At 55.6% G+C, this 20,274-nt stretch carries 20 protein-coding genes and 1 pseudogene; 11 read left to right on the top strand and 10 right to left on the bottom strand.

The genetic code is table 11. From position 1 onward, the window contains the following. Positions 1 to 61: 61 nt before the first annotated feature. From ACZ1G5_RS12840 to ACZ1G5_RS12820, 5 genes and pseudogenes are all read left to right on the top strand, one after another. A complete protein-coding gene (locus tag ACZ1G5_RS12840) occupies positions 62 to 1,495 on the top strand; it encodes an FAD-linked oxidase C-terminal domain-containing protein (protein WP_472733215.1) in 1,434 nt (477 codons plus the stop codon). 171 nt (positions 1,496 to 1,666) lie between these two features. Then, positions 1,667 to 2,659: an FAD-binding protein gene (locus ACZ1G5_RS12835; protein WP_472733214.1), complete on the top strand. Its 993-nt coding sequence runs from the start codon at positions 1,667 to 1,669 to the stop codon at positions 2,657 to 2,659. Continuing rightward, positions 2,659 to 3,978, top strand: coding sequence for a glycolate oxidase subunit GlcF (glcF, locus tag ACZ1G5_RS12830; protein WP_472733213.1), 1,320 nt, complete (start codon positions 2,659 to 2,661; stop codon positions 3,976 to 3,978). The genes ACZ1G5_RS12835 and glcF overlap by 1 nt, the downstream gene beginning before the upstream one ends. A gap of 57 nt (positions 3,979 to 4,035) precedes the next feature. Then, complete coding sequence (locus tag ACZ1G5_RS12825; protein ID WP_472733212.1) at positions 4,036 to 4,842, top strand: trypsin-like serine peptidase; 807 nt, start codon at positions 4,036 to 4,038, stop codon at positions 4,840 to 4,842. Between the two features lie 131 nt (positions 4,843 to 4,973). Beyond that, positions 4,974 to 5,440 (top strand): annotated as a pseudogene (locus ACZ1G5_RS12820) (Hsp20 family protein). 57 nt (positions 5,441 to 5,497) lie between these two features. Here the strand turns inward: ACZ1G5_RS12820 and ACZ1G5_RS12815 are convergent. From ACZ1G5_RS12815 to ACZ1G5_RS12800, 4 genes are all read right to left on the bottom strand, one after another. After that, positions 5,498 to 5,734, bottom strand: a complete 237-nt coding sequence (locus ACZ1G5_RS12815) for a hypothetical protein (protein WP_472733211.1) — start codon at positions 5,732 to 5,734, stop codon at positions 5,498 to 5,500. Between the two features lie 138 nt (positions 5,735 to 5,872). Continuing rightward, on the bottom strand, positions 5,873 to 8,668 hold the full coding sequence (gene polA / locus ACZ1G5_RS12810) for a DNA polymerase I (RefSeq protein ID WP_472733210.1): 2,796 nt from the start codon (positions 8,666 to 8,668) through the stop codon (positions 5,873 to 5,875). Between the two features lie 53 nt (positions 8,669 to 8,721). Further along, positions 8,722 to 9,633 carry a pirin family protein gene (locus ACZ1G5_RS12805; RefSeq protein WP_472733209.1) on the bottom strand — a complete coding sequence of 304 codons (912 nt, stop codon included), beginning with the start codon at positions 9,631 to 9,633 and terminating at the stop codon, positions 8,722 to 8,724. Positions 9,634 to 9,726: 93 nt separating this feature from the next. Continuing rightward, a complete protein-coding gene (locus ACZ1G5_RS12800) occupies positions 9,727 to 9,906 on the bottom strand; it encodes a zinc-finger domain-containing protein (RefSeq protein ID WP_472733208.1) in 180 nt (59 codons plus the stop codon). An 87-nt stretch (positions 9,907 to 9,993) separates the two neighbouring features. Here ACZ1G5_RS12800 and ACZ1G5_RS12795 point away from each other — a divergent pair, with 87 nt between their 5' ends. Beyond that, positions 9,994 to 10,923, top strand: coding sequence for an ABC transporter ATP-binding protein (locus ACZ1G5_RS12795; RefSeq protein WP_472733207.1), 930 nt, complete (start codon positions 9,994 to 9,996; stop codon positions 10,921 to 10,923). Positions 10,924 to 10,984: 61 nt separating this feature from the next. Here ACZ1G5_RS12795 and ACZ1G5_RS12790 read toward each other — a convergent pair whose 3' ends face one another. Both ACZ1G5_RS12790 and ACZ1G5_RS12785 read right to left on the bottom strand, forming a co-directional pair. Then, a complete protein-coding gene (locus ACZ1G5_RS12790) occupies positions 10,985 to 11,347 on the bottom strand; it encodes an HIT domain-containing protein (protein ID WP_472733206.1) in 363 nt (120 codons plus the stop codon). Further along, entirely contained in the window at positions 11,283 to 12,932 is a 1,650-nt protein-coding gene (locus ACZ1G5_RS12785; RefSeq protein WP_472733205.1) for a DUF5928 domain-containing protein, read from the bottom strand. The genes ACZ1G5_RS12790 and ACZ1G5_RS12785 overlap by 65 nt, the downstream gene beginning before the upstream one ends. A gap of 142 nt (positions 12,933 to 13,074) precedes the next feature. On the opposite strand from ACZ1G5_RS12785, the gene ACZ1G5_RS12780 reads away from it, so the two are divergent. Both ACZ1G5_RS12780 and ACZ1G5_RS12775 read left to right on the top strand, forming a co-directional pair. After that, positions 13,075 to 13,869, top strand: a complete 795-nt coding sequence (locus tag ACZ1G5_RS12780; protein ID WP_472734330.1) for a sulfotransferase family protein — start codon at positions 13,075 to 13,077, stop codon at positions 13,867 to 13,869. A 74-nt stretch (positions 13,870 to 13,943) separates the two neighbouring features. Continuing rightward, positions 13,944 to 14,663, top strand: coding sequence for a hypothetical protein (locus ACZ1G5_RS12775; RefSeq protein WP_472733204.1), 720 nt, complete (start codon positions 13,944 to 13,946; stop codon positions 14,661 to 14,663). Here the strand turns inward: ACZ1G5_RS12775 and ACZ1G5_RS12770 are convergent. Together ACZ1G5_RS12770 and nth are read right to left on the bottom strand one after the other, a co-directional pair. Continuing rightward, entirely contained in the window at positions 14,629 to 15,618 is a 990-nt protein-coding gene (locus ACZ1G5_RS12770; RefSeq protein ID WP_472733203.1) for an adenosine kinase, read from the bottom strand. The genes ACZ1G5_RS12775 and ACZ1G5_RS12770 overlap by 35 nt on opposite strands. After that, entirely contained in the window at positions 15,615 to 16,259 is a 645-nt protein-coding gene (gene nth / locus ACZ1G5_RS12765) for an endonuclease III (RefSeq protein ID WP_472733202.1), read from the bottom strand. Before nth ends, ACZ1G5_RS12770 begins: the two co-directional genes overlap by 4 nt. Before the next feature lie 95 nt (positions 16,260 to 16,354). On the opposite strand from nth, the gene ACZ1G5_RS12760 reads away from it, so the two are divergent. The 3 genes from ACZ1G5_RS12760 to ACZ1G5_RS12750 all read left to right on the top strand — a co-directional run bounded on the left by ACZ1G5_RS12760 (position 16,355) and on the right by ACZ1G5_RS12750 (position 18,855). Further along, positions 16,355 to 17,203 carry a bifunctional helix-turn-helix domain-containing protein/methylated-DNA--[protein]-cysteine S-methyltransferase gene (locus ACZ1G5_RS12760; protein ID WP_472733201.1) on the top strand — a complete coding sequence of 283 codons (849 nt, stop codon included), beginning with the start codon at positions 16,355 to 16,357 and terminating at the stop codon, positions 17,201 to 17,203. Positions 17,204 to 17,320: 117 nt separating this feature from the next. Then, entirely contained in the window at positions 17,321 to 17,977 is a 657-nt protein-coding gene (locus ACZ1G5_RS12755) for a YiaD family glycine zipper/OmpA-like lipoprotein (RefSeq protein ID WP_472733200.1), read from the top strand. Between the two features lie 110 nt (positions 17,978 to 18,087). Beyond that, the gene (locus ACZ1G5_RS12750; protein WP_472733199.1) at positions 18,088 to 18,855 is read left to right on the top strand and encodes a FadR/GntR family transcriptional regulator; all 768 of its coding nucleotides are present in this window, start codon (positions 18,088 to 18,090) and stop codon (positions 18,853 to 18,855) included. On the opposite strand, the gene ACZ1G5_RS12745 is transcribed toward ACZ1G5_RS12750, so the two are convergent. Together ACZ1G5_RS12745 and ACZ1G5_RS12740 are read right to left on the bottom strand one after the other, a co-directional pair. Next, the gene (locus ACZ1G5_RS12745) at positions 18,852 to 19,592 is read right to left on the bottom strand and encodes a lysostaphin resistance A-like protein (protein ID WP_472733198.1); all 741 of its coding nucleotides are present in this window, start codon (positions 19,590 to 19,592) and stop codon (positions 18,852 to 18,854) included. The two genes, ACZ1G5_RS12750 and ACZ1G5_RS12745, sit on opposite strands and share 4 nt — an antisense overlap. 119 nt (positions 19,593 to 19,711) lie before the next feature. Next, positions 19,712 to 20,272 carry a F0F1 ATP synthase subunit B gene (locus ACZ1G5_RS12740; protein ID WP_472733197.1) on the bottom strand — a complete coding sequence of 187 codons (561 nt, stop codon included), beginning with the start codon at positions 20,270 to 20,272 and terminating at the stop codon, positions 19,712 to 19,714. Positions 20,273 to 20,274 lie beyond the last annotated feature (2 nt).

The raw sequence follows: 20,274 nt of genomic DNA, 5'->3' as shown, positions 1-20,274 counted from the left end.
TTGCTATATCTCAAAATTGGTAATATATTTTTACCAATCAACCGATCAGGGGAGTCGCCAGATGGAAATGCCAGCACCAGACGCCAGCGTCATGTCACGCAAAACACAGATTGTGGAGCGCCTGTCAGCGGTCTTGCCCCGCGACGCCGTAATCTCGGACGAGCGCGAAACGCGTGCTTATGAATGTGACGCCCTGACAGCATATAAATGCCCGCCGCTTTGCGCGGTGCTGCCTGCGAATACCAAAGAAGTCTCGGACGTGCTGCGGGTCTGCCATGAAATGGGCGTGCCCGTTGTGCCGCGCGGGTCCGGCACGTCGCTTGCCGGTGGCGCATTGCCGACCGCAGACTGCGTGATCTTGGGTGTGGCCAAGATGAATGACGTGATCGAGACCAACTACGACGATCGCTACATCAAGGTGCAGACGGGGCGGACGAACCTTTCTGTTACAGGTGCGGTCGAAACCAACGGGTTCTTCTATGCCCCTGATCCTTCCAGCCAATTGGCCTGCGCTATTGCCGGTAATATCGCGATGAACTCTGGTGGTGCGCATTGCCTGAAATATGGTGTGACCACCAACAATCTTATGGGTGTCACCATGGTGCTGATGGACGGCACCGTGGTGGAAATCGGCGGCGCGCATCTGGATGCGGGCGGCTTGGATATTCTAGGCGTGATCTGTGGGTCCGAAGGGCAATTGGGTGTTGTCACCGAAGCCACCTTGCGCATCCTGCACAAGCCAGAGGGCGCGCGGCCTGTCTTGATGGGCTACGACAGTTCTGAAGTCGCGGGACAGGTTGTGACCGATATCATCAAGGCGGGTATCCTGCCTGTGGCAATCGAATTCATGGACCGGCCTTGTATCGAGGCGACCGAGGCCTTCGCCAAAGCAGGCTATCCTATGTGCGAGGCGCTGCTGATCGTCGAGGTCGAAGGATCAGACGCCGAAATCGACGCGCAATTGAAATTGATCATGGAAATTGCCGCCAAACATAACCCGGTCGAACTGCGCGAGGCGAAAGACGCCGATGAGGCAGGCCGCATTTGGTTGGGCCGCAAATCGGCCTTTGGCGCGATGGGCCAGATCAACGATTATATGTGTTTGGACGGGACGATCCCTGTTTCCTCCCTACCTTTCGTTCTGAAGCGGATTGGCGAGATGTCGAAAGAGTTCGGCCTTGATGTGGGCAATGTGTTCCACGCAGGCGACGGCAATATGCACCCGCTGATCCTGTTTGATGCCAACAAACCGGGCGATCTGGAACTTTGCGAGGAATTCGGCGCTGAAATCCTGAAACTCTGCGTGGAGGTTGGCGGCTGTCTGACCGGCGAACACGGCGTGGGGATTGAAAAGCGTGATCTGATGAACGTGCAATACGACCCCGCCGATCTGGAAGCGCAGATGGCGATCAAGGATATTTTTGATCCGGCTTGGTTGCTGAATGCTGCCAAAGTATTCCCCCTCAACACCTCCGAAGCGCGGCGCGCAGCGTAAAAGGGGCTCTGCCCCCGCTGCGCCCCTCCGAGGTATTATTCAACATGAGAAGAAGATAAGTATGACGCCCAAAAGCGAAGAGGAACTGGCCCAGATGATCACCGGGGCCAATGGTCCCTTGCGGATCAAAGGGGTGGCACGCGGCCCATCGGGCAGTGTGATGGTGATGAATTGAGCACCTCTGCACTCAGCGGGATAAGCCTGTATGAACCCGGCGCGCTGACGATTGTGGCGGGTGCGGGTACGCCTGTGGCCGAGGTTGAAAAGGTGCTGGCGGCGGAAAATCAACGGCTGGCTTTCGAACCCATGGACCACCGCGCATTGCTGGGGACCAAGGGCGAACCCACTTTGGGCGGCATGGCCGCCGCCAATGTGTCGGGCCCGCGCAGAATTTCCGTGGGTGCCTGCCGCGATTTCATGCTGGGTGTCCGCTTTGTTGATGGGCAAGGCAATATCATCAAGAACGGTGGGCGCGTGATGAAAAACGTCACGGGCTATGACTTGGTCAAACTAATGACCGGGTCATACGGCACTTTGGGTGTGCTGACCGAAGTATCGCTGAAGGTCCTGCCTGATGTCGCCTGCGTCGGCACGCTGCGTCTGCATGGGTTGACCGATGCGCAGGCCGTCCAAGCGCTCTCTGCCGCTTTGGGATCGCCTTTTGAAGCAACCGCGGCCGCGCATTTCCCCAAAGGTCCAAATGGTGACCCCGTCACAATGCTGCGGATCGAAGGGTTTGAGGATTCTGTGAAGTACCGTGCTGGGAAACTACAAGAGCTGCTGAAACCCTATTGCGGTGCTGAAATCACCGTTGACGATGGCGGGGACTGGAAAGAAGTGCGCGATGTTACGGGTTTTGCGAAGGCAGAGGGCGATGTGTGGCGCATTTCGGCCAAACCATCGGAAGCGGCGGACCTCGTTTCACGTATGGACGCCAAGGCGGTGCAATACGACTGGGGCGGCGGGTTGATCTGGGCGCTGACGGATGCGGGCCGCGACCTGCGGTCGGCATTGGGCAATTTCGACGGGCACGCAACCCTGATCCGTGGCACTACTGATGTGCCCACCTTCCACCCCGAAGTGCCCGCATTGGCCGCGATTACCAACGGCCTGCGCGCAAAATTCGACCCACGCGGTATTCTTAATTCCGGGATCATGAGCTGATGCAAACGACTTTCACACCAGAGCAACTTTCCGATCCGGCGATCCAGCGGTCCAATGAAATCCTGCGATCTTGCGTGCATTGCGGGTTTTGTACGGCGACCTGCCCCACCTATCAGGTCCTGGGTGACGAGCTGGATAGCCCACGGGGCCGTATCTACCTGATCAAGGATATGCTTGAGAATGAGCGTCAACCGGATGAAAAGACGGTCAAACACATCGACCGCTGCTTGTCCTGTTTGGCTTGTATGACGACCTGCCCTTCTGGCGTGCACTACATGCATCTTGTCGATCACGCGCGCGCCTATATCGAGAAAAACTATGACCGGCCCTTTTCTGACCGGGCCCTGCGCTGGATTTTGGCACGCATCTTGCCCTATCCCATGCGGTTCCGCGTCGCCCTGCTGGGCGCCAAGATTGGCCGCCCCTTTGCGCGGCTGATGCCAGATGCGCGCCTGCGGGCGATGCTGGAAATGGCGCCAAAGACGATCCCGCCGGTCAGCCGCAATGATGATCCGCAGACCTTTCCGGCCAAGGACAAAAAGATGCGCGTCGCCTTGATGACGGGCTGCGCCCAAAAGGCGCTGAACACCGATATCAACGACGCAACGATCCGCCTGCTGACACGACTGGGGGCCGAGGTTGTAGTGGCCGAAGGGGCCGGCTGTTGTGGTGCGCTGACCCATCACATGGGCAAGGAAGATGAAAGCCATGCGACCGCAGCAAAGAATATCCGCGCCTGGGCCAAGGAAATGGACGGCGACGGGCTGGATGCAATTGTCATCAACACATCCGGCTGCGGCACGACCGTGAAAGACTACGGGCATATGTTCCGCAACGATGCGCTGGCCGAAGATGCCGCACGGGTGTCAGCCATCGCGATGGATGTCTCTGAAATCCTGATGAAGCTGGACATGCCCGAAGGCGAAGACAAAGGCACCAAGGTGGCCTATCACGCGGCCTGTTCGCTGCAACACGGCCAGCAGATCAAGACCTACCCCAAGGACCTGCTGAAGAAAGCCGGATTTACCGTGCTGGAACCTGCTGACAGCCACCTGTGCTGCGGGTCGGCGGGCACCTACAACCTGATGCAGCCGGAAATCTCGAAACAGCTCAAAACCCGCAAAGTTCAGACGCTAGAGGCGCTGACGCCTGATATCATCTCGGCCGGGAACATCGGGTGCATGATGCAGATCGGAGGTGGCACCGATGTGCCAATCGTCCACACTGTTGAGTTGCTGGATTGGGCAACCGGCGGGCCACAGCCGCCTGCGTTGACAGCACCCGGCAAACAAGAACCGCAAATTCCGATTTTGCGCTGATGTCATAATGCTGCCTCAACTGTCCGCCAAATGTGAGGGATCAGACAGGAACATACGATGCGGCACCTTGTTATTTCGGCGGTTTTGATACTTTTGACGACCTTCGGGGCGCAGGCGCAGGAAACCGACCTCATCACGCTACAAACACGGCAAGAAAGCCAAGGCTGGGAAGCGGTAGGGCGTCTCGATATCCGCGGCAAAGGGTTCTGCACAGCATCTTTGATCCGTGACCGGCTGATCCTTACGGCGGCGCATTGCCTCTATGATACAGACGGATCGCTTTTGTCGCCAAACCGCTTTCAATTTCGCGCAGGGCTGCGCGATGGACGTGCTGCCGCAACACGTGACATTGGCCGCGCAATTGCGCATCCGGACTATGACCATGACGGCGATGCAACCGACCCCGAAGAAGTGGCGTTGGACATTGCTGTGCTGGAACTTGATCAACCCATCCGCAACTCACGGATCAGGCCCTACCTCATTGCGTCGCGCCCAATCACTGGCGATCAGGTTGGTGTCGTCTCGTACGGGCGCGGACGCGAAGATGCACCTAGTCTGCAAGAGGTCTGCAATGTGCTTGGCAGACAGACAGGTGTGATCGTGATGACTTGCGATGTTGAATATGGGTCAAGTGGATCGCCGGTCTTTATCGTGCGCGATGGCGAAACCCGGATCGCATCAGTGGTATCTGCAATGGCGCAGGTGAACGGACGAAAGGTATCGCTTGGAACCTCGCTTGAGGGACCGTTGAACGCCTTGCTCAGTCATTTTGCAGCACTGGGACCAGCCAGACCCGGGGGCACCCAGCGCATTATTACCACGCGAGAGCGCAACGATACCGGTGCAAAATTCGTCAGACCGTAACACTCTTGAAACCATCCTAAACTGTTCCCACATGTTGGGCACGGGAACGCCAATGCCGGGTTCCCGGGAACCGGCTTGTCCCAGATGGGAAAGCTAAAACACTGTTATCGCTTACGAAAAGGATGACCCAAATGCGTGCATTTGACATGACACCCCTCTACCGCGCCACTGTTGGCTTTGACCAGATAGCCGATCTTATGGATCGCGCCCTTGCCAGCGATGTCGGCCAAAATAGCTACCCCCTTACAATATCGAAAAAACTGACGATGACGCGTGGCGCATCTCAATCGCGGTTGCCGGTTTTTCCGATGACGACCTCACGATCGAAGTGAAGGACCGCGCGCTGCAAGTCACCGGTCGCAAAGCGAATGAAGACACAGAACGCAATTATCTGCACCGCGGGATCGCGACACGCGCATTCGAGCGCCGCTTCCATCTGGCCGACCACGTTCGTGTGACAGGTGCGAACCACGAAAATGGTATGCTGAATATTGACCTGATCCGCGAAGTGCCAGAGGCACTTAAGCCGCGCCGGATTGAGATTTCGGCAGGCAAAAGGAACGATGCCAACTTGGTTGAGGCGAAGTCAGTCAACTAAGGCCGTTCACCGTCAATGTGAAGAAATGCGCCATCCCACGGGATGGCGCAATGCATTTTAACCTCGGCAATGATCGCGGCTGACGACATCTATCTCTTGCCCCGGAAAGGCAACCCGCAGTCCGGGAAACTCGACAAGAAAACCACCATCGGTCGATATCCAATGCCCCTCTCCAAATTGCCTGCTGAACGCGTCACAAGAGCGACCTAGATAAAGTACACCACCCATGCCGATCTGTGACGGCCCAGCATCATCATCTGCAACAAGCGCACCGCCCGATGGATCAATAGACATTAGGACGGCGCCGTGCCGGTTCTCTTCGTAAGAGAACAGCCCTCCATCCGCCGAAAGAAACTGTGTTTCTTGCGCCGAGGCTATCCCGGCAATCACAACAAAACACTAAACCGTACTGCATCATCACCATCTGCCGTGCTAGTGGGCCTCTGCCCAGTTCATTCCCGTTCCTGCGTCGACGGCCAGCTTCACATCAAGTTTGACCGCCGGATCGCTTGCATTTTCCATCACGTCACGTGCTGCATCGATAAGCGCATCTGTCGCACCTTTTTCCACTTCGAACAGCAGTTCATCATGCACCTGCAAAAGCATTTTTGCAGGCAAATCTTCGATTGCCGCTGGCATCCGGATCATAGCGCGCCGGATTACATCTGCCGCAGTGCCCTGGATTGGTGCATTGATGGCTGCCCTTTTGGCAAACCCTGCGTGCGGGCCCTTGGCGTTGATCTCTGGCGTATTGATCCTTCTCCCAAACAAAGTCTGCACATAGTTATGCTCTTTGGCAAAGGTGATCGTATCATCCATATACTTTCGGATACCCGGAAAGCGTTCAAAGTAGCGATCAATGAAGCCCTGTGCCTCGGCACGCGGGATCCGCAGGTTCCGCGCCAGACCAAAGCCGGAGATACCATAGATGACCCCAAAGTTGATTGCCTTGGCCTGCCGCCGCACGTCAGGCGTCATCTCATCCAGCGGAACATCAAACATCTCGGACGCCGTCATCGCGTGAATGTCGATACCATCAAGAAACGCCTGCTTCAGCGCATCAATTTGGGCGATATGGGCCAGAATACGCAGTTCAATCTGGCTATAATCGAGGCTGACGATGACCTTACCCGGTTCCGCAACAAAGGCCTCGCGAATGCGTCGCCCCTCTTCGGAGCGCACAGGAATATTCTGCAAGTTAGGGTCGGTTGAGGCCAACCGTCCAGTGTTCGCGCCGGCAATCGAGTAAGAGGTATGAACGCGCCCGGTCTCGGCGTTGATATGTTCCTGTAGGGCGTCGGTATAAGTCGATTTCAGCTTCGATAATTGCCGCCAGTCCAAAACCCGCCCTGGCAATTCATGTTCGGTCGCCAGATCTTCTAAAACGTCTGCACCTGTTGCATAGGCGCCGGTCTTGCCTTTTTTCCCACCGGGGAGACCCATCTCATCAAACAGGATTTCGCCCAGTTGCTTGGGCGAACCAACGTTGAAAGGCCGCCCCGCCATTTCCTGAATTTCAGCTTCCAAACCCGCCAGTTTCTGCGCGAAACCATTCGACATGCGGCTCAGCGTATCGCGATCAACCTTAATCCCGTTCCGCTCCATCTGCGCCAGTACAGGGACAAGGGGGCGTTCCATTGTTTCATAGACCGCCGTCACCTTGTTCACGTGCAGTTGCGGTTTGAACTGCTGCCACAGGCGCAAGGTGATATCGGCATCCTCAGCGGCGTACTTCACAGCCTCTTCCACTGGAACCCGATCAAAAGTAATCGCTGATTTTCCGCTTCCTAGCAGCGGTTTGATTGGAATGGGCGTATGCCCCAGATAGCGGTCCGACAGAACATCCATGCCGTGATTATGCTTGCCCGCATTCATCGCGTAAGACATCAGCATGGTGTCATCAATCGGAGCGACATCAATATCCAGCCGGGCGAAAATCTTGGCGTCGTATTTCATGTTCTGACCGATCTTGATGACCGCCGGGTCCTCCAAGACGGGTTTTAGCATTGCCAGACATTCATCGAAATTCATCTGCCCTTCAGCCAGATCATCAGAGCCAAAAAGATCATCTGACGATGCCGATTTATGGGTCAGTGGGATGTAACAAGCCTGCCCCGCCTCAACGCACAATGAGATCCCCACAAGATCAGCAATCATCTCATTCAGGCCGGTCGTTTCAGTGTCGATGGCCACGTAACCGCGCTCGCGAATACGGTCGATCCAAACCTGCAAGGCAGTGGCACCGCTCACGCATTCATAGGTCTCGGGGGCAAAACCAACGGCCTCAGGCGTTGCAACTTCGGTCGATGCCGGTGCTGCGGTCTCAATCACCGGTGGCTCAACTCCCAATTTGTCGGCGATCCGTTTGGTAACCGTGCGGAATTCCATTTCGGCCAGGAACCCCATCAAAACCTCCGGATCAGGATCCTGCACCTCAAGATCATCCAGTCCAAATTCCAGCGTCATGCCGCAATCAAGCTGGACAAGCTTCTTGGACAGCTCAATCTGCGCACGGTGTTCAATCAGTGTTTCACGCCGCTTGGGCTGCTTGATTTCTCCGGCACGGTCCAGAAGGCTTTCCAGATCACCGTATTCATTGATCAGCAAAGCGGCAGTTTTGATCCCGATCCCCGGCGCGCCCGGCACGTTATCCACGCTGTCCCCAGCCAAGGCCTGCACATCGACGACCCGTTCCGGCCCCACGCCGAACTTTTCAACGACGCCATCACTGTCGATCCGCTTGTTCTTCATCGGATCGAGCATCTCAACACCGTCGCCGACCAACTGCATCAGATCCTTATCTGAGGACACAATTGTCACCCGCCCACCGGCGTCACGCGCCTGATGGGCAAGGGTCGCAATGATATCGTCGGCCTCAAATCCTTCGACCTCTTCGCAGGCGATGTTGAAGGCCTTGGTGGCCACGCGGGTCAGCGGGATCTGCGGACGCAAATCCTCTGGCATCGCTTCGCGGTTCGCCTTGTACTGATCGTACATATCGTTGCGAAACGTATGACTGCCCTTGTCAAAGATCACGGCAACATGAGTTGCGGCGTCAGCGCCATTGTTCCCCTCAACATAGCGTTGCAGCATGTTAACAAAGCCGCTGACCGCGCCAACCGGCAACCCATCCGACTTACGTGTCAGCGGCGGCAGTGCGTGATAGGCGCGAAAGATGAACGCCGATCCATCGATCAAATGCAGATGACAGCCTTTTCCAAACGCCATGTCGGACCCCCTTTTGGTGCGCCCCAACACCTAACGCGGGGTGCCGCACGGGTCTAGTGGTCGGCCTGAATGAAGGTACCGTTCTGCAGGTCTTTCATCGCCTGACGAAGCTCTGCTTGCGTATTCATCACGATGGGACCATGCCACGCGACAGGTTCTTGAATGGGTCGTCCGGCGACCAGCAAAAAACGCACGCCATCAGGTCCCGCCTGAACGGTAACATCGTCGCCATTGCCAAACCGGACCAAAGTGCGGTTGCCTGTCAGGTCGCGGATGTTGACTTCGCGCCCTGCCACCTCTTTTTCCACACGCACCCCGATGGGGTCAGCCGCATCAACGAAGCGGCCCGCACCAGCAAAGACGTAGGCAAAGGCGTTCGCACGGGTATCAACCGGTAGCGTCTTGCGCATGTTGGGTGGCACGGAAACATCCAAATAAAGCGGATCAGCGGCAATCCCATCGACAGGTCCCGCCTTGCCCCAAAACGCGCCAGTGATGATCTTCACCCGCGTGCCATCATCGTCGATAATTTCGGGCACGTCGCTGCCAGCGATATCTTGATAGCGGGGCGCGGTCATCTTCAATGATGACGGGAGGTTCGCCCAAAGCTGAAAGCCATGCATCTGCCCTGCGGCGTTCCCTTTTGGCATTTCTTGGTGCAAAATCCCGGATCCAGCTGTCATCCATTGCACGGATCCTGCACCCAAAACACCGTTGTTACCAAGCGAGTCGCCATGCGCGACTTCGCCTTCCAAAACATAAGTAATGGTTTCAATGCCGCGGTGAGGATGCCACGGAAAGCCACGCTCATAATGTGCGGGGTCATCATTGCGGAAGTCGTCTAGCAATAAGAACGGATCGCTCTCGGCAGGATCACCAAATCCAAACACGCGGTGCAGGTGAACGCCTGCACCTTCCATTGTCGGCTGTGCATGGGTGGTCTGGGTTACGGGACGAAAGGTCATTGATCGCTCCTTTTTCTGTTCAGAAGCGATATAGGTGCACGCCAACCGCCCTCATACATGCAGCACCGAACAGTTTGTGTGCAGGAATGGCGCTTAGACCTTACCTTCAAATTCCTTGTGGACCAATTTGGCATCACAATAGGGGCATTCAATCCAGCCATGCTGTTGATTGATCTGCAACCAGACACGCGGATGACCAAGCGCGCCTTCACCGCCATCACAGGCCACGCGCCAGTCGTGAACGATGCGGGTCTCGGGTGCAGGTGTGGACATGATTATTCTCATCTGGTTGCTGCGGGGTGCGCCCCGCCTTAAGTCTGCACAAGTCATACCGCAGACACACGGCAGGGGAAAGACAGCATGAGCGACAACGCAATAGAAATTCAGGGACTGCAAAAGACCTATGCCGCCACGGGCCGGAGCCCCGCAAAGCACGCGTTGAAAGGGATCGACCTGACTATCCCGCGGGGGTCCATCTTTGGTCTTTTGGGGCCGAACGGTGCCGGTAAGTCAACGCTGATCAATATCCTGGCTGGACTGGTGGTTAAATCCGCAGGCAGCGTGAAAATTTGGGGATTCGATCAAGATCAAAACCCCCGGCAATCGCGCGCGGCGATTGGCGTGATGCCACAAGAGCCGCATTTGGATCCTTTCTTTACGCCCGCCGGATCGCTGGACGTGCAGGCCGGGCTGTACGGTGTGCCCAAAAGCCAACGCAGAACAGCAGAAATACTCGATCTCATCGGCTTGACAGATAAGGCAGATGCCTATGCCCGTTCACTCTCTGGCGGGATGAGACGCAGGCTGCTTTTGGGCAAGGCCCTCGTGCATTCACCCCAAGTTCTTGTCTTGGATGAGCCGACCGCCGGCGTTGATATCGAGTTACGCAACATGCTGTGGCAGAACGTGCGCAAGTTGAATGAGCAAGGCATGACGATCATCCTGACCACGCACTACCTCGAAGAAGCAGAAGAAATGTGCGACGATATTGCGATCATCAATAACGGTGAGGTCATCGTCCGCGACAGCACCGCAAACCTTCTCGGACGTTTGGACAGCAAAACACTGGTCATCACCCCGACCGCCGATGCCGAACTTCCGGCCCTTCCTGACACGATCACCGGTCAAAAATTAGCAAATGGTACGCTGACGTTCACCTATCAAAGCGGGCTGATCCCAGCGGACCAAATCCTGTCATTGGTGCGCGAGGCAGGCATTACGATCAAAGATGTCAAAACAGAAGAGGCACATCTTGAAGATGTCTTCCTATCACTGACATCGGCACATTGACGCAGTGTGCGCGTGTCCCTTTGAACGGTCACAAGAGGAAATCAAAATTCTAGAGTTTTGATCAGTTGTGAATCATACGACCAAGCTGCTTACCGCCAATGATATGCATGTGATAGTGTGGGACGTCTTGCACCCCATGCGTCCGAGTGTTCGAAATACCGCGAAACCCTTCAGCCACATCCATGATCTGACATACCTGCGAAACCGCCTGCATAAAGCCGTGATGTTCCTCCGCTGACCCATCGCGTGCGAAGTGGTCAAGGCTGACATATGCACCCTTTGGGATGACAAGCACATGAACCGGGGCCTGCGGGACGATATCCTCAAACGCCAGCGCATGATCATTCTCATAGACGGTATTATTTGGAATTTCGCCACGCAGTATTTTGGCAAAAATGTTCTGCTCGTCGTACGTGTATTCCATAGTAAACCTCAATCAACAAAGAGATGGGGGTATCGGCAAGGCTGCGGGCCACATCGGGCGAGACACTCAGGAATGCGGCGATAGCGCCTGCGTTCTCTTCCAAGCTCGCCGCCTCCTTAATCCGGGTTGTATTCGCAAAGTTTGCGTCCCGGATCGCATCGCGCTCATAAATCATATCATGTCGAATTGTGGGCAGCAGGCCCTTCAGCGTGGATTGACTGGTATGCGCGCCGACCAAGCCAACGCGCTTTGCATGTCCGACAAGGTAGTCGTCATCAAAACTACACTCGACCTCAAGCAAACGCACGGTTGCACGGTCCGTAAAGAAATCGGCCATCAAGTCCAGACTGGACGTATCAAGGCAGATCACCAGCCGATCGCTTTCATAGTGATCAAACAGCATTCGCATCAACGCTCGGCGGTGACGACCGCGCTTTTCAAGCGACAGCTCGATCCCGCCCAAATCAGGCAGAGAGGCACCATCTTCGTTAAAGAGGTACTCAATCGCGGGCACGTTGGCATGATGCTTGATCGCAGCAATTAGCCGTTTGGCCACATGCCATTTCTTGCAGGCTATGATCATCAGCTCGCGGCTGCGACCCAATGTGGTCTCACTCTCCCAAAACCGCGGACCAAACCGACGACCAATCCGGCCCCGCCCTGTCAGGAATTGAAACAGGTTGCGACCCTCGTCCGAAATCACAAACTCCATCTGTTCACTTGCATAGAGCGCGCCAAGGCGACTGCGCAAGTTAGCGGCTTCCGCACTGATCTTTCGCGCAAAGAGTGCCCCCTGACCAAGCAGCAAATCATAGTGATCGTTGTAGAATGTGACCGGCATTCCATAGTCCGAAAACATCAGAAACGTCAGCGTGCGATTTTCGATTTCCCGGCTGGGCACGAGATGACGTACAAGCGTTTGGAAGAAAGTCTCATCCGGAATCCATGTTGTTTTAAAGAACCGCATGACATCGCGTCGTACCTTGGCAAATTCGAGCACCGCTTCGATCGTCTGTCGTCGCAGGCACCACCATTGGCTACCAATCATAATCTGAAGGTCATCAGGAACGCGGCGTGTGATCTTGAGGCGCTTTTGTAGTTCCAACGCGGTATAGAACCGCCATTTCTGGGTCCGCTCGTTGAAATAGTGGCGGTAGATAAGCCGCTCTTCGCGAAAGCCGGTCTTGATCCAGTTGCTATTAAAAAAGTCATGGCTTTCGATGTAGTCGACATCATTGTCATCCAGCATCCGACGGGCAAATTTAGCGGATTTGATCGGCATGCAGTCGCCGGATACCATGTAAAAATGCGTAGCACGGGGGAACGCATGCACAGCGGCATCAACCGCTTGCAATGTAGCATCCACAAGGCTCCATTCCCCCCACCCACATTTGACCCGACGCTTGGCAAACACCACGTTTGGGTTCTGGGCCAAAGCGTTTTGTATGATACGGAAATCCTCTGCCCGCGCTGACGCATCAAAATGGATAGCAATATAGTCGCCTGCAGCGGTCAGCTGTTCTGCTTGCTGCACAACGGCCGCCGGGTTCTTGTGACACAGAAGAATAAAGGCAATGCGCGCCATTTGAAGTGATCGATCCCAGTTTCGCTATTTGCGCCTTAGGCTGTCATAACGCGAACAGACATTGAAGTGACAGGGTTTCTTTGCTTTGAAGAGGTCTAAGACGTGATAGGAGCGAACGGTGGCAAATTTTCCCGGAACATGGATGACCCAAAGCGAAAGTGTGGTTTACCGTGTTGTGCCCAAATGCGCATGTTCGACAATTGGGCAAATCATGTATTACTCCGATCACGGGCAATTTTTTGACGGCGACATCCATGATGCCAAGGCCGGCATCCACAAATGGGCCATGGATGACAGCAAACCGTTAATTGAAGCGAACGTCAAAGCGCACAAAAGTTATGCGTTTACCTGTGTCCGCAATCCCTACACCCGCATTTTGTCCTCGTTCTTTGACAAGATCTGCGGCATCCAGCGCAACGGCAAATACTATCGCGGCAATCTGGTGCCGTTGCTGATCCAGAAATACGGGATCGAGGTTGGCGATCCCGAAAGCGGGTTTGAGTTTGACCAGATCAAGAGCTTTCGCCGCTTCTTGCTGTTCGCCCGCGATACCATCCGCTGGCGGCGTCCGATGGAGCCTGACATCCATTGGTCCGCACAGTCCGGTCATATCTCGACCTACATCGTGAACGGCGGGCGTTACGACAAAATCTTCTGGACTGAGCAATTCAATGACGGGATGCAGGATGTCCTGAACGGGATTGAGACCGGTCATCCTATCAATCTGGCGGAAATCCCACGGTTTAACGAAAGTGAAGGGCACGGACCAAAGCGCGCGCATCCGGTTGAGGATTACTTCGACGATCTGTCGATGCATCTGATCTATGAAATCTACAAAAAAGACTTTCGGATTTTCAAATATGATTTTGAAAATCCCGCCAACAAAATGCCTATTGGTGAAATTGATCTGGACGAAGTGCACGCTAAACTCGGCTAGGTTCGACGGCTGAAGCTCGACAGCGCATTTGATCACCCTAACTGCTTGTTCAGAAAGCAAAAGGAAATCGTCACGTGTCTGTGGTTTTGATCTTGGGCAGCGGTCCAAACGTAGTGGCATGCCGCGACTGGCCGCGCGATCCGTTTGATCGGATCGTCGCAATCAACAACGCTTGGGCGGTGCGATTTGATTGGGACGACCTGATCCATCCCGATGACTTTCCCCCGGAACGGATGCCTTTGGAACTGACGGACAATCAGCGGATCATTCGTGCCGCCGACTATGTGCCGTTGCAAAACACGCTTGGCGGCTTTGTCTATGCAGGCGGCACTATGGCGTTTACCGCGTCCTATTGGGCGTTGGCGGCACTCAAGCCCCGCGTCATCGCTGTTTTGGGCTGCGATATGGTTTATGCGGGCGCCAGCAAGACGCATTTCTACGGCACTGGCACAGCCGATCCACTGCGCCCCGATGTTACCCTGCGCTCGCTCGAGGCGAAATCAGCGCGGCTCATGGCTGTTGCTGCCCGCCAAAACTGCGCGATGGTCAATCTATCGCGCGATGAAAGCCGTCTGGTTTTTCCCCGCGCGACACCTGAAACGGCGGTCGACGCACAGCCCGTCGTGCCGGACCAAAACATCGTCAAAGCGGCCTTTACCGAAGAACAACGGCTTAGCTACTATGTGCCATCCGGCAAATACTGGAAAGAAGAAGACCGCTTTGACACTGCGGCCATTGACGCGCTGGATGCGCTTTGGCTTAGATCAGTTCCTCAGCCGCAAACAGAGTCTTAAGATCGGCTTTGGGGCGCGGCCCGATATGGCCGATCACCTCTGCCGCTGCGACAACACCCATCCGGCCGCAGGTTTCAAGCGATTGTCCCGTGGTAAAGCCGTAAAGAAAGCCCGCCGCGAACTGGTCGCCCGCGCCCGTGGCGTCGACTGGCACAACCTTTTGCACCGGCACTTCGACCCGCTGGCCGCCCTGCATCAAAATTACCGGGTCACCTGAGCAGGTGCAAACGACGGTTTCGCAAACGGCACTGGCCTTTGCCAACGCCGTAGACAAATCATCCGTTTCATAAAGCGTCGTCCACTCGGCTGCATTGCCAAGGACGAAATCCATGTCATCGGCCACAAGGCGCTGGAAATCCGCGCGGTGGCGGTCCGCACAAAACGGGTCAGACAAGGTAATACCAGCCCGGCCGCCCGCGGCGCGCATGGATTGTGCAGCGGCACTAAAGGCCGTCTTCCCATCGTCCTTGTCGAACAAGTAGCCTTCCAGAAACAGGATCTTGCCACCTGCAAACAATGCCTCAGACACATCACCCTGCCCCAAATCAGCACCGGCACCGAGGTATGTGTTCATCGACCGCTCACCATCGGGCGACACGAAGATCATCGACCGTGACGTGGGCGCCTCTGCGGTACCAGAGGGTGGGTTGGGAAAAGCTGTGCCCGCCTCTTCCATGCCCTTGGCGTAGAACCGGCCTAATGCGTCGTCTTTCACTTTGCCTATGAATGCTGTCGACAGGCCCAAGCTGCCCAAACCCGCAATCGTATTCGCGACAGACCCACCCGGCGTTTCGGTGCGGTCTGCCATCGCGGCATAGAGCACCTCTGCGCGGTCACGCTCGACCAATTGCATGATGCCTTTCTCGATCCCCATGTGATCCAGAAACGTGTCTTCTGCATGCCCGATCACATCGACAATCGCGTTGCCGATACCAATGACGTCATAGTTGCTCATAGATTTTTGTCCTCAAACATACAGAGATCACGCACCAGGCAGGCCGCGCATTTAGGTTTTCGCGCCACGCAGACGTAGCGGCCATGCAATATCATCCAATGATGAGCATGAAGTTGATAATCGGCGGGGATATGATCCTCGATCGCACGTTCGACCGCATCGACATCCTTGCCGGGGGCCACACCACTGCGATTGCCGAAACGAAAGATATGGGTGTCCACCGCTTGGGCAGGCTGTCCCCACCACATGTTCAGCACCACATTGGCCGTCTTGCGGCCCACGCCCGGCAGCGATTGCAGGGCGGCGCGTGAGTTAGGGACCTCGCCACCATAGTCATCCACTAGCATCTGGCTCATCTTAATGACGTTCTTGGCCTTGTTGCGGTAGAGACCGATCGTCTTGATATGCTCGGTCACGCCCTCAAGCCCAAGATCAAGCATCTTTTGCGGGGTATCGGCGATTTTGAACAATTCGCGGGTCGCTTTATTCACGCCTTTATCTGTTGCCTGCGCCGACAGCGCCACCGCAACCACAAGTGTATAGACATTCACATGCTCAAGCTCGCCCTTCGGCTCTGGCTCGGACGCATGGAACCGCGCAAAGATCTCGCGAATAGTATGATAGTCAAGCTGCTTTGCCATGCGCACCCGTATGCCCTGCACACCCAAAGGGAGCAAGCATCAGATGCGCAATTTCCGGGTCGCTATCGGGGACGGTCATCCCTAATTTGAACGGCATGGAACAGACAGAGACATATCACTATCAAGTCATGCGCCGCGCCATCAAGGCAATAGATGCCGCAGGCGATGAACCACAAACGCTGGCCGATCTGGCCGCAGACATGGATATGAGCCCCGCGCATTTTCAGCGGCTCTTTTCCACATGGGTCGGTGTGTCGCCCAAACGGTACCAGCAATACCTGACGCTGGCTCACGCCAAGACTCTGCTGCGCGACCGCTTCACCACGCTGGACACGGCCCATGCCGTGGGGCTGTCCGGCAGCGGACGTCTACATGACCTTTTCGTGCGGTGGGAAGCAATGAGTCCCGGGGATTATGCCCGCAACGGAACCAACCTCACAATATCCTGGGGCTGGTTTGAGAGCCACTTTGGACCGGCGCTGGTTATGGGCACCGAGCGCGGCATTTGTGGATTGGCATTTGCGTCAGAAGCAGGTCCAGAGCCGGCGATGGCAGATCTAAAATCACGCTGGCCACAAGCAGTTTTTGTTGAGGATCCAAGCTCCCTCAGGCCGTGGGCGGAAGCGGCACTTGGCATGAATGGTGAGACAAAGCTGCATATGATCGGTGCGCCGTTTCAGTTGAAGGTGTGGGAGGCACTCCTGTCTATCCCGTCCGGTCACGTCACAACCTATTCTGAAATAGCGCAATCCATCGGCAATCCCAAAGCCGTGCGGGCTGTGGGGACAGCCGTTGGGCGCAACCCTGTCAGTTGGTTAATCCCATGCCATCGGGCGTTGCGGAAATCGGGGGCATTGGGAGGGTATCATTGGGGTCTACCAGTCAAACGAGCCATGCTTGCATGGGAATCGGCGCGGGCCGATGCGCAGGCCTCGCATCAATAAAATAGGCAAAACCCTGCTCGTAACGACCTCGCTATTGGATATCATCGGCGAAATGGGCATAAGCTAGGCCATCGAACAGGCGCATCCAGCGCACCCAATATTAGTGGAACTATAACCATGACCCTTAAGAAATTCCCCCTCGTCCTCGCGGCGGCCGCTTTGACTTTCGTCGCCGCCTGTGACGAAACCGGGCCAAACGGCCTTCAGAACACACAAAACGGCGCATTGATCGGCGCGGGTGCTGGCGCACTCTTGGGGACACTCGCAAAAAGCGACGAGTCCAACCGTGAGCGTAACCAAGCCGCCATCATTGGTGCTGCATTGGGCGCAGGTATCGGTGCAGGCGTAGGCAATAGCCTTGATAAGCAGGCCGAAGAACTGCGCCGTTCATTGCGCAGCGACGTTGGCGTGTCCAACAACGGCAGCAACCTCGTTGTTGTGCTGAGCCAGGATCTGCTGTTTGCCACCAACAGCACGACGGTTTCCGGCGTGTCCCAGAACGAACTGCGCATCGTAGCCAATTCGCTCAACAACTATCCAGACAGCACAGTTAACGTGATCGGCCACACTGACAACGTCGGTGATGCGTCCTTCAACCAAGGACTGTCAGAGCGTCGCGCAGCGGCTGTTTCTTCGATCTTGATCAACGGTGGCGTTTCGCCGAACCGCATCCGCTCGATCGGTGCCGGTGAAAACAACCCGATTGCATCAAACCTGAATGAGTCTGGCCGTCAGGCCAACCGCCGGGTTGAGATCGTGATCACGCCAAACTAAGGACTGCGCGCAGTTCAAAGTCATGAGGGGTCGCAGGGGTGCGGCCCCTTTCTTGTTGAAGGATGTAGCATTTGGTCATATCACTTGACCAATCCAACGTGGTTAGTCTCATGCCCTTTGAACCCATCCAGCAAGAAAAACTGTCGCATGGCGTCATTCGCCAAATCGAAGGGTTGATTCTGCGCGGCATACTTCGTCCGGGCGAGCGGCTGCCATCGGAACGTGAACTCAGCGAACGCATGGGCGTTTCACGACCCTCACTGCGCGAAGCACTTGCCGATCTGCAGGACCGCGGATTACTGGCCTCAAAAGCAGGGGCGGGTGTCTATCTGGCCGACGTGCTGGGATCAGCTTTTGCACCTGCACTTGTGAAACTGTTCGCCACCCACGATGAGGCAGTTTTTGACTACATCAGTTTTCGTCGCGACATGGAGGGGCTTGCCGCAGAGCGTGCCGCGCGAATGGCAAGCGACACGGACCTGAGCGTGATCAATACGATTTTTGAAAAGATGGAAACGGCCCATCAAAAGCGTAATCCAGCGGATGAAGCCCATCTTGACGCGGACTTTCACCTGTCGATCATTGAGGCCAGTCACAACATCATCATGCTACATATGATGCGGTCGATGTATGAACTTTTGCGCGAAGGTGTATTCTACAATCGCACTATCATGTTCAAGCAACGCATGACCCGCGATACCTTGCTGGACCAACATCGGACCATCAACACAGCCCTGCAAAATCGTGATCCTATTGGCGCGCGGGCTGCAATTGAGGCGCACTTGAGCTTTGTTGAGGGTGCGCTCACGGATCAGCAAAAAACGGATCGTAATGAAGCCTTTGCCCAAAAGCGGCTTGAACACGAGGTCGGACGCTAAGGTGCGTGAGAGCGGCGCATCAGATCGCGCCAAAGCCAGAACGAGATCACCAGCTGTATTGCAATGCCCACAGGTATGAATGGATGTGTAACGCCGGCGTGCTGGCTTAGGAAGACAGCCACGTTCCAAAGCCAATGCCATATGATCAAGGGCCACAGATTGCCAATTCTTAGTGCGATTGGGGCAAGGTAGAAACCGACCAGGACCGCAAACAGCACTTGCTGGGATGTCTCGGACAAACCCCGCCCACTGAACCCATTTACAAGATGAAACAGGCCAAAGAGCACAGCGCTGGTCATCATGGCCCCCGGTAATGTCAGTCGCGTCATCGCACCGCGTAAGAGAATACCGCGAAACAGGACTTCTTCACCGAAAGCGATCAACAAGGGCGTGACCAACAGCAAAATCCAAATTTGCCGGTCTATATCACGAAAGTCACTTAGCGTCAGAGCATCCATCAAGACCCAACCAATCGCACCAAGGACAAGCCATGACGGCAGCAACCAAATGACACCAGACCATCTGATGGGGCCAAATCCCATACGAGACCAACCACCCCAGCGGGAAACAATCACACAACAGAAAACGACAGCGACAAACTGGATTGGGAACAAGGCCAACAGCAACTCGCCAACATCTGTGGGGAAACGAGATTGCTGAAAGGTAAGGAGCGTGGCAACAGCAATCATCGCCGTGTAGATGACCGTCGCCCATATCCCTAGTTTGAGGCTAGGCATTCTTCCTGCTCCTGCACTTTGCCCCATGTCGTAGTGTCAAAGGACGTGCGGCCCTGTCAACGAAAAAGCCCGACTGCATCTTATGCAATCGGGCTCGCGTTTCATAAAACGACGCTGATCTAGTGCAACTTGTCAGCAACCGTCGCAATTGCGTCGTCAATCATAGCACCGGCAGACTTTGCATCCATCTGCTTAGCAATCACGTCTTTCGCAGCACCCACGGCAACAAAAATTGCCTGATCGCGCACCTCTTTGACGGCAGAGGCTTCGGCGCTGGCAATCTGCTCTTCGGCAGCGGCCAGACGACGTGTAATCGACTTTGCGATGTCTTCCTTGGCGGCCGCAGCGGCATTTGTTGCTTCTTCCTTGGCGGCAGCAACGATGCGCTCAGACTGTTCCTGAACTTCTTTTTGCTTGCGCTCATAGCTGGCCAGCAAGGACTGCGCTTCTTCGCGCAGGGCTTTCGCCTCGTCCAAGTCTGCTTTGATGCTGTCAGCCCGCTTGTCCAGCATACCGCCCACAAGGCCAGGGACCTTGAAGTAGAGCAGGATACCGACAAACAGTACAAATGCGATCGTCACGACAAAGTCGGTGTTCGCCAGAGAAAAGAACGGTTTATCACCAGCAGCAAGCGCAGGGCTGGCCGCAATTACGAACAAGGATGTGATCATCAAACGCATGG

This window comes from Yoonia sp. JB2-21, from assembly GCF_055693545.1.
This window is presented reverse-complemented; position numbering and strand designations above follow the sequence as displayed.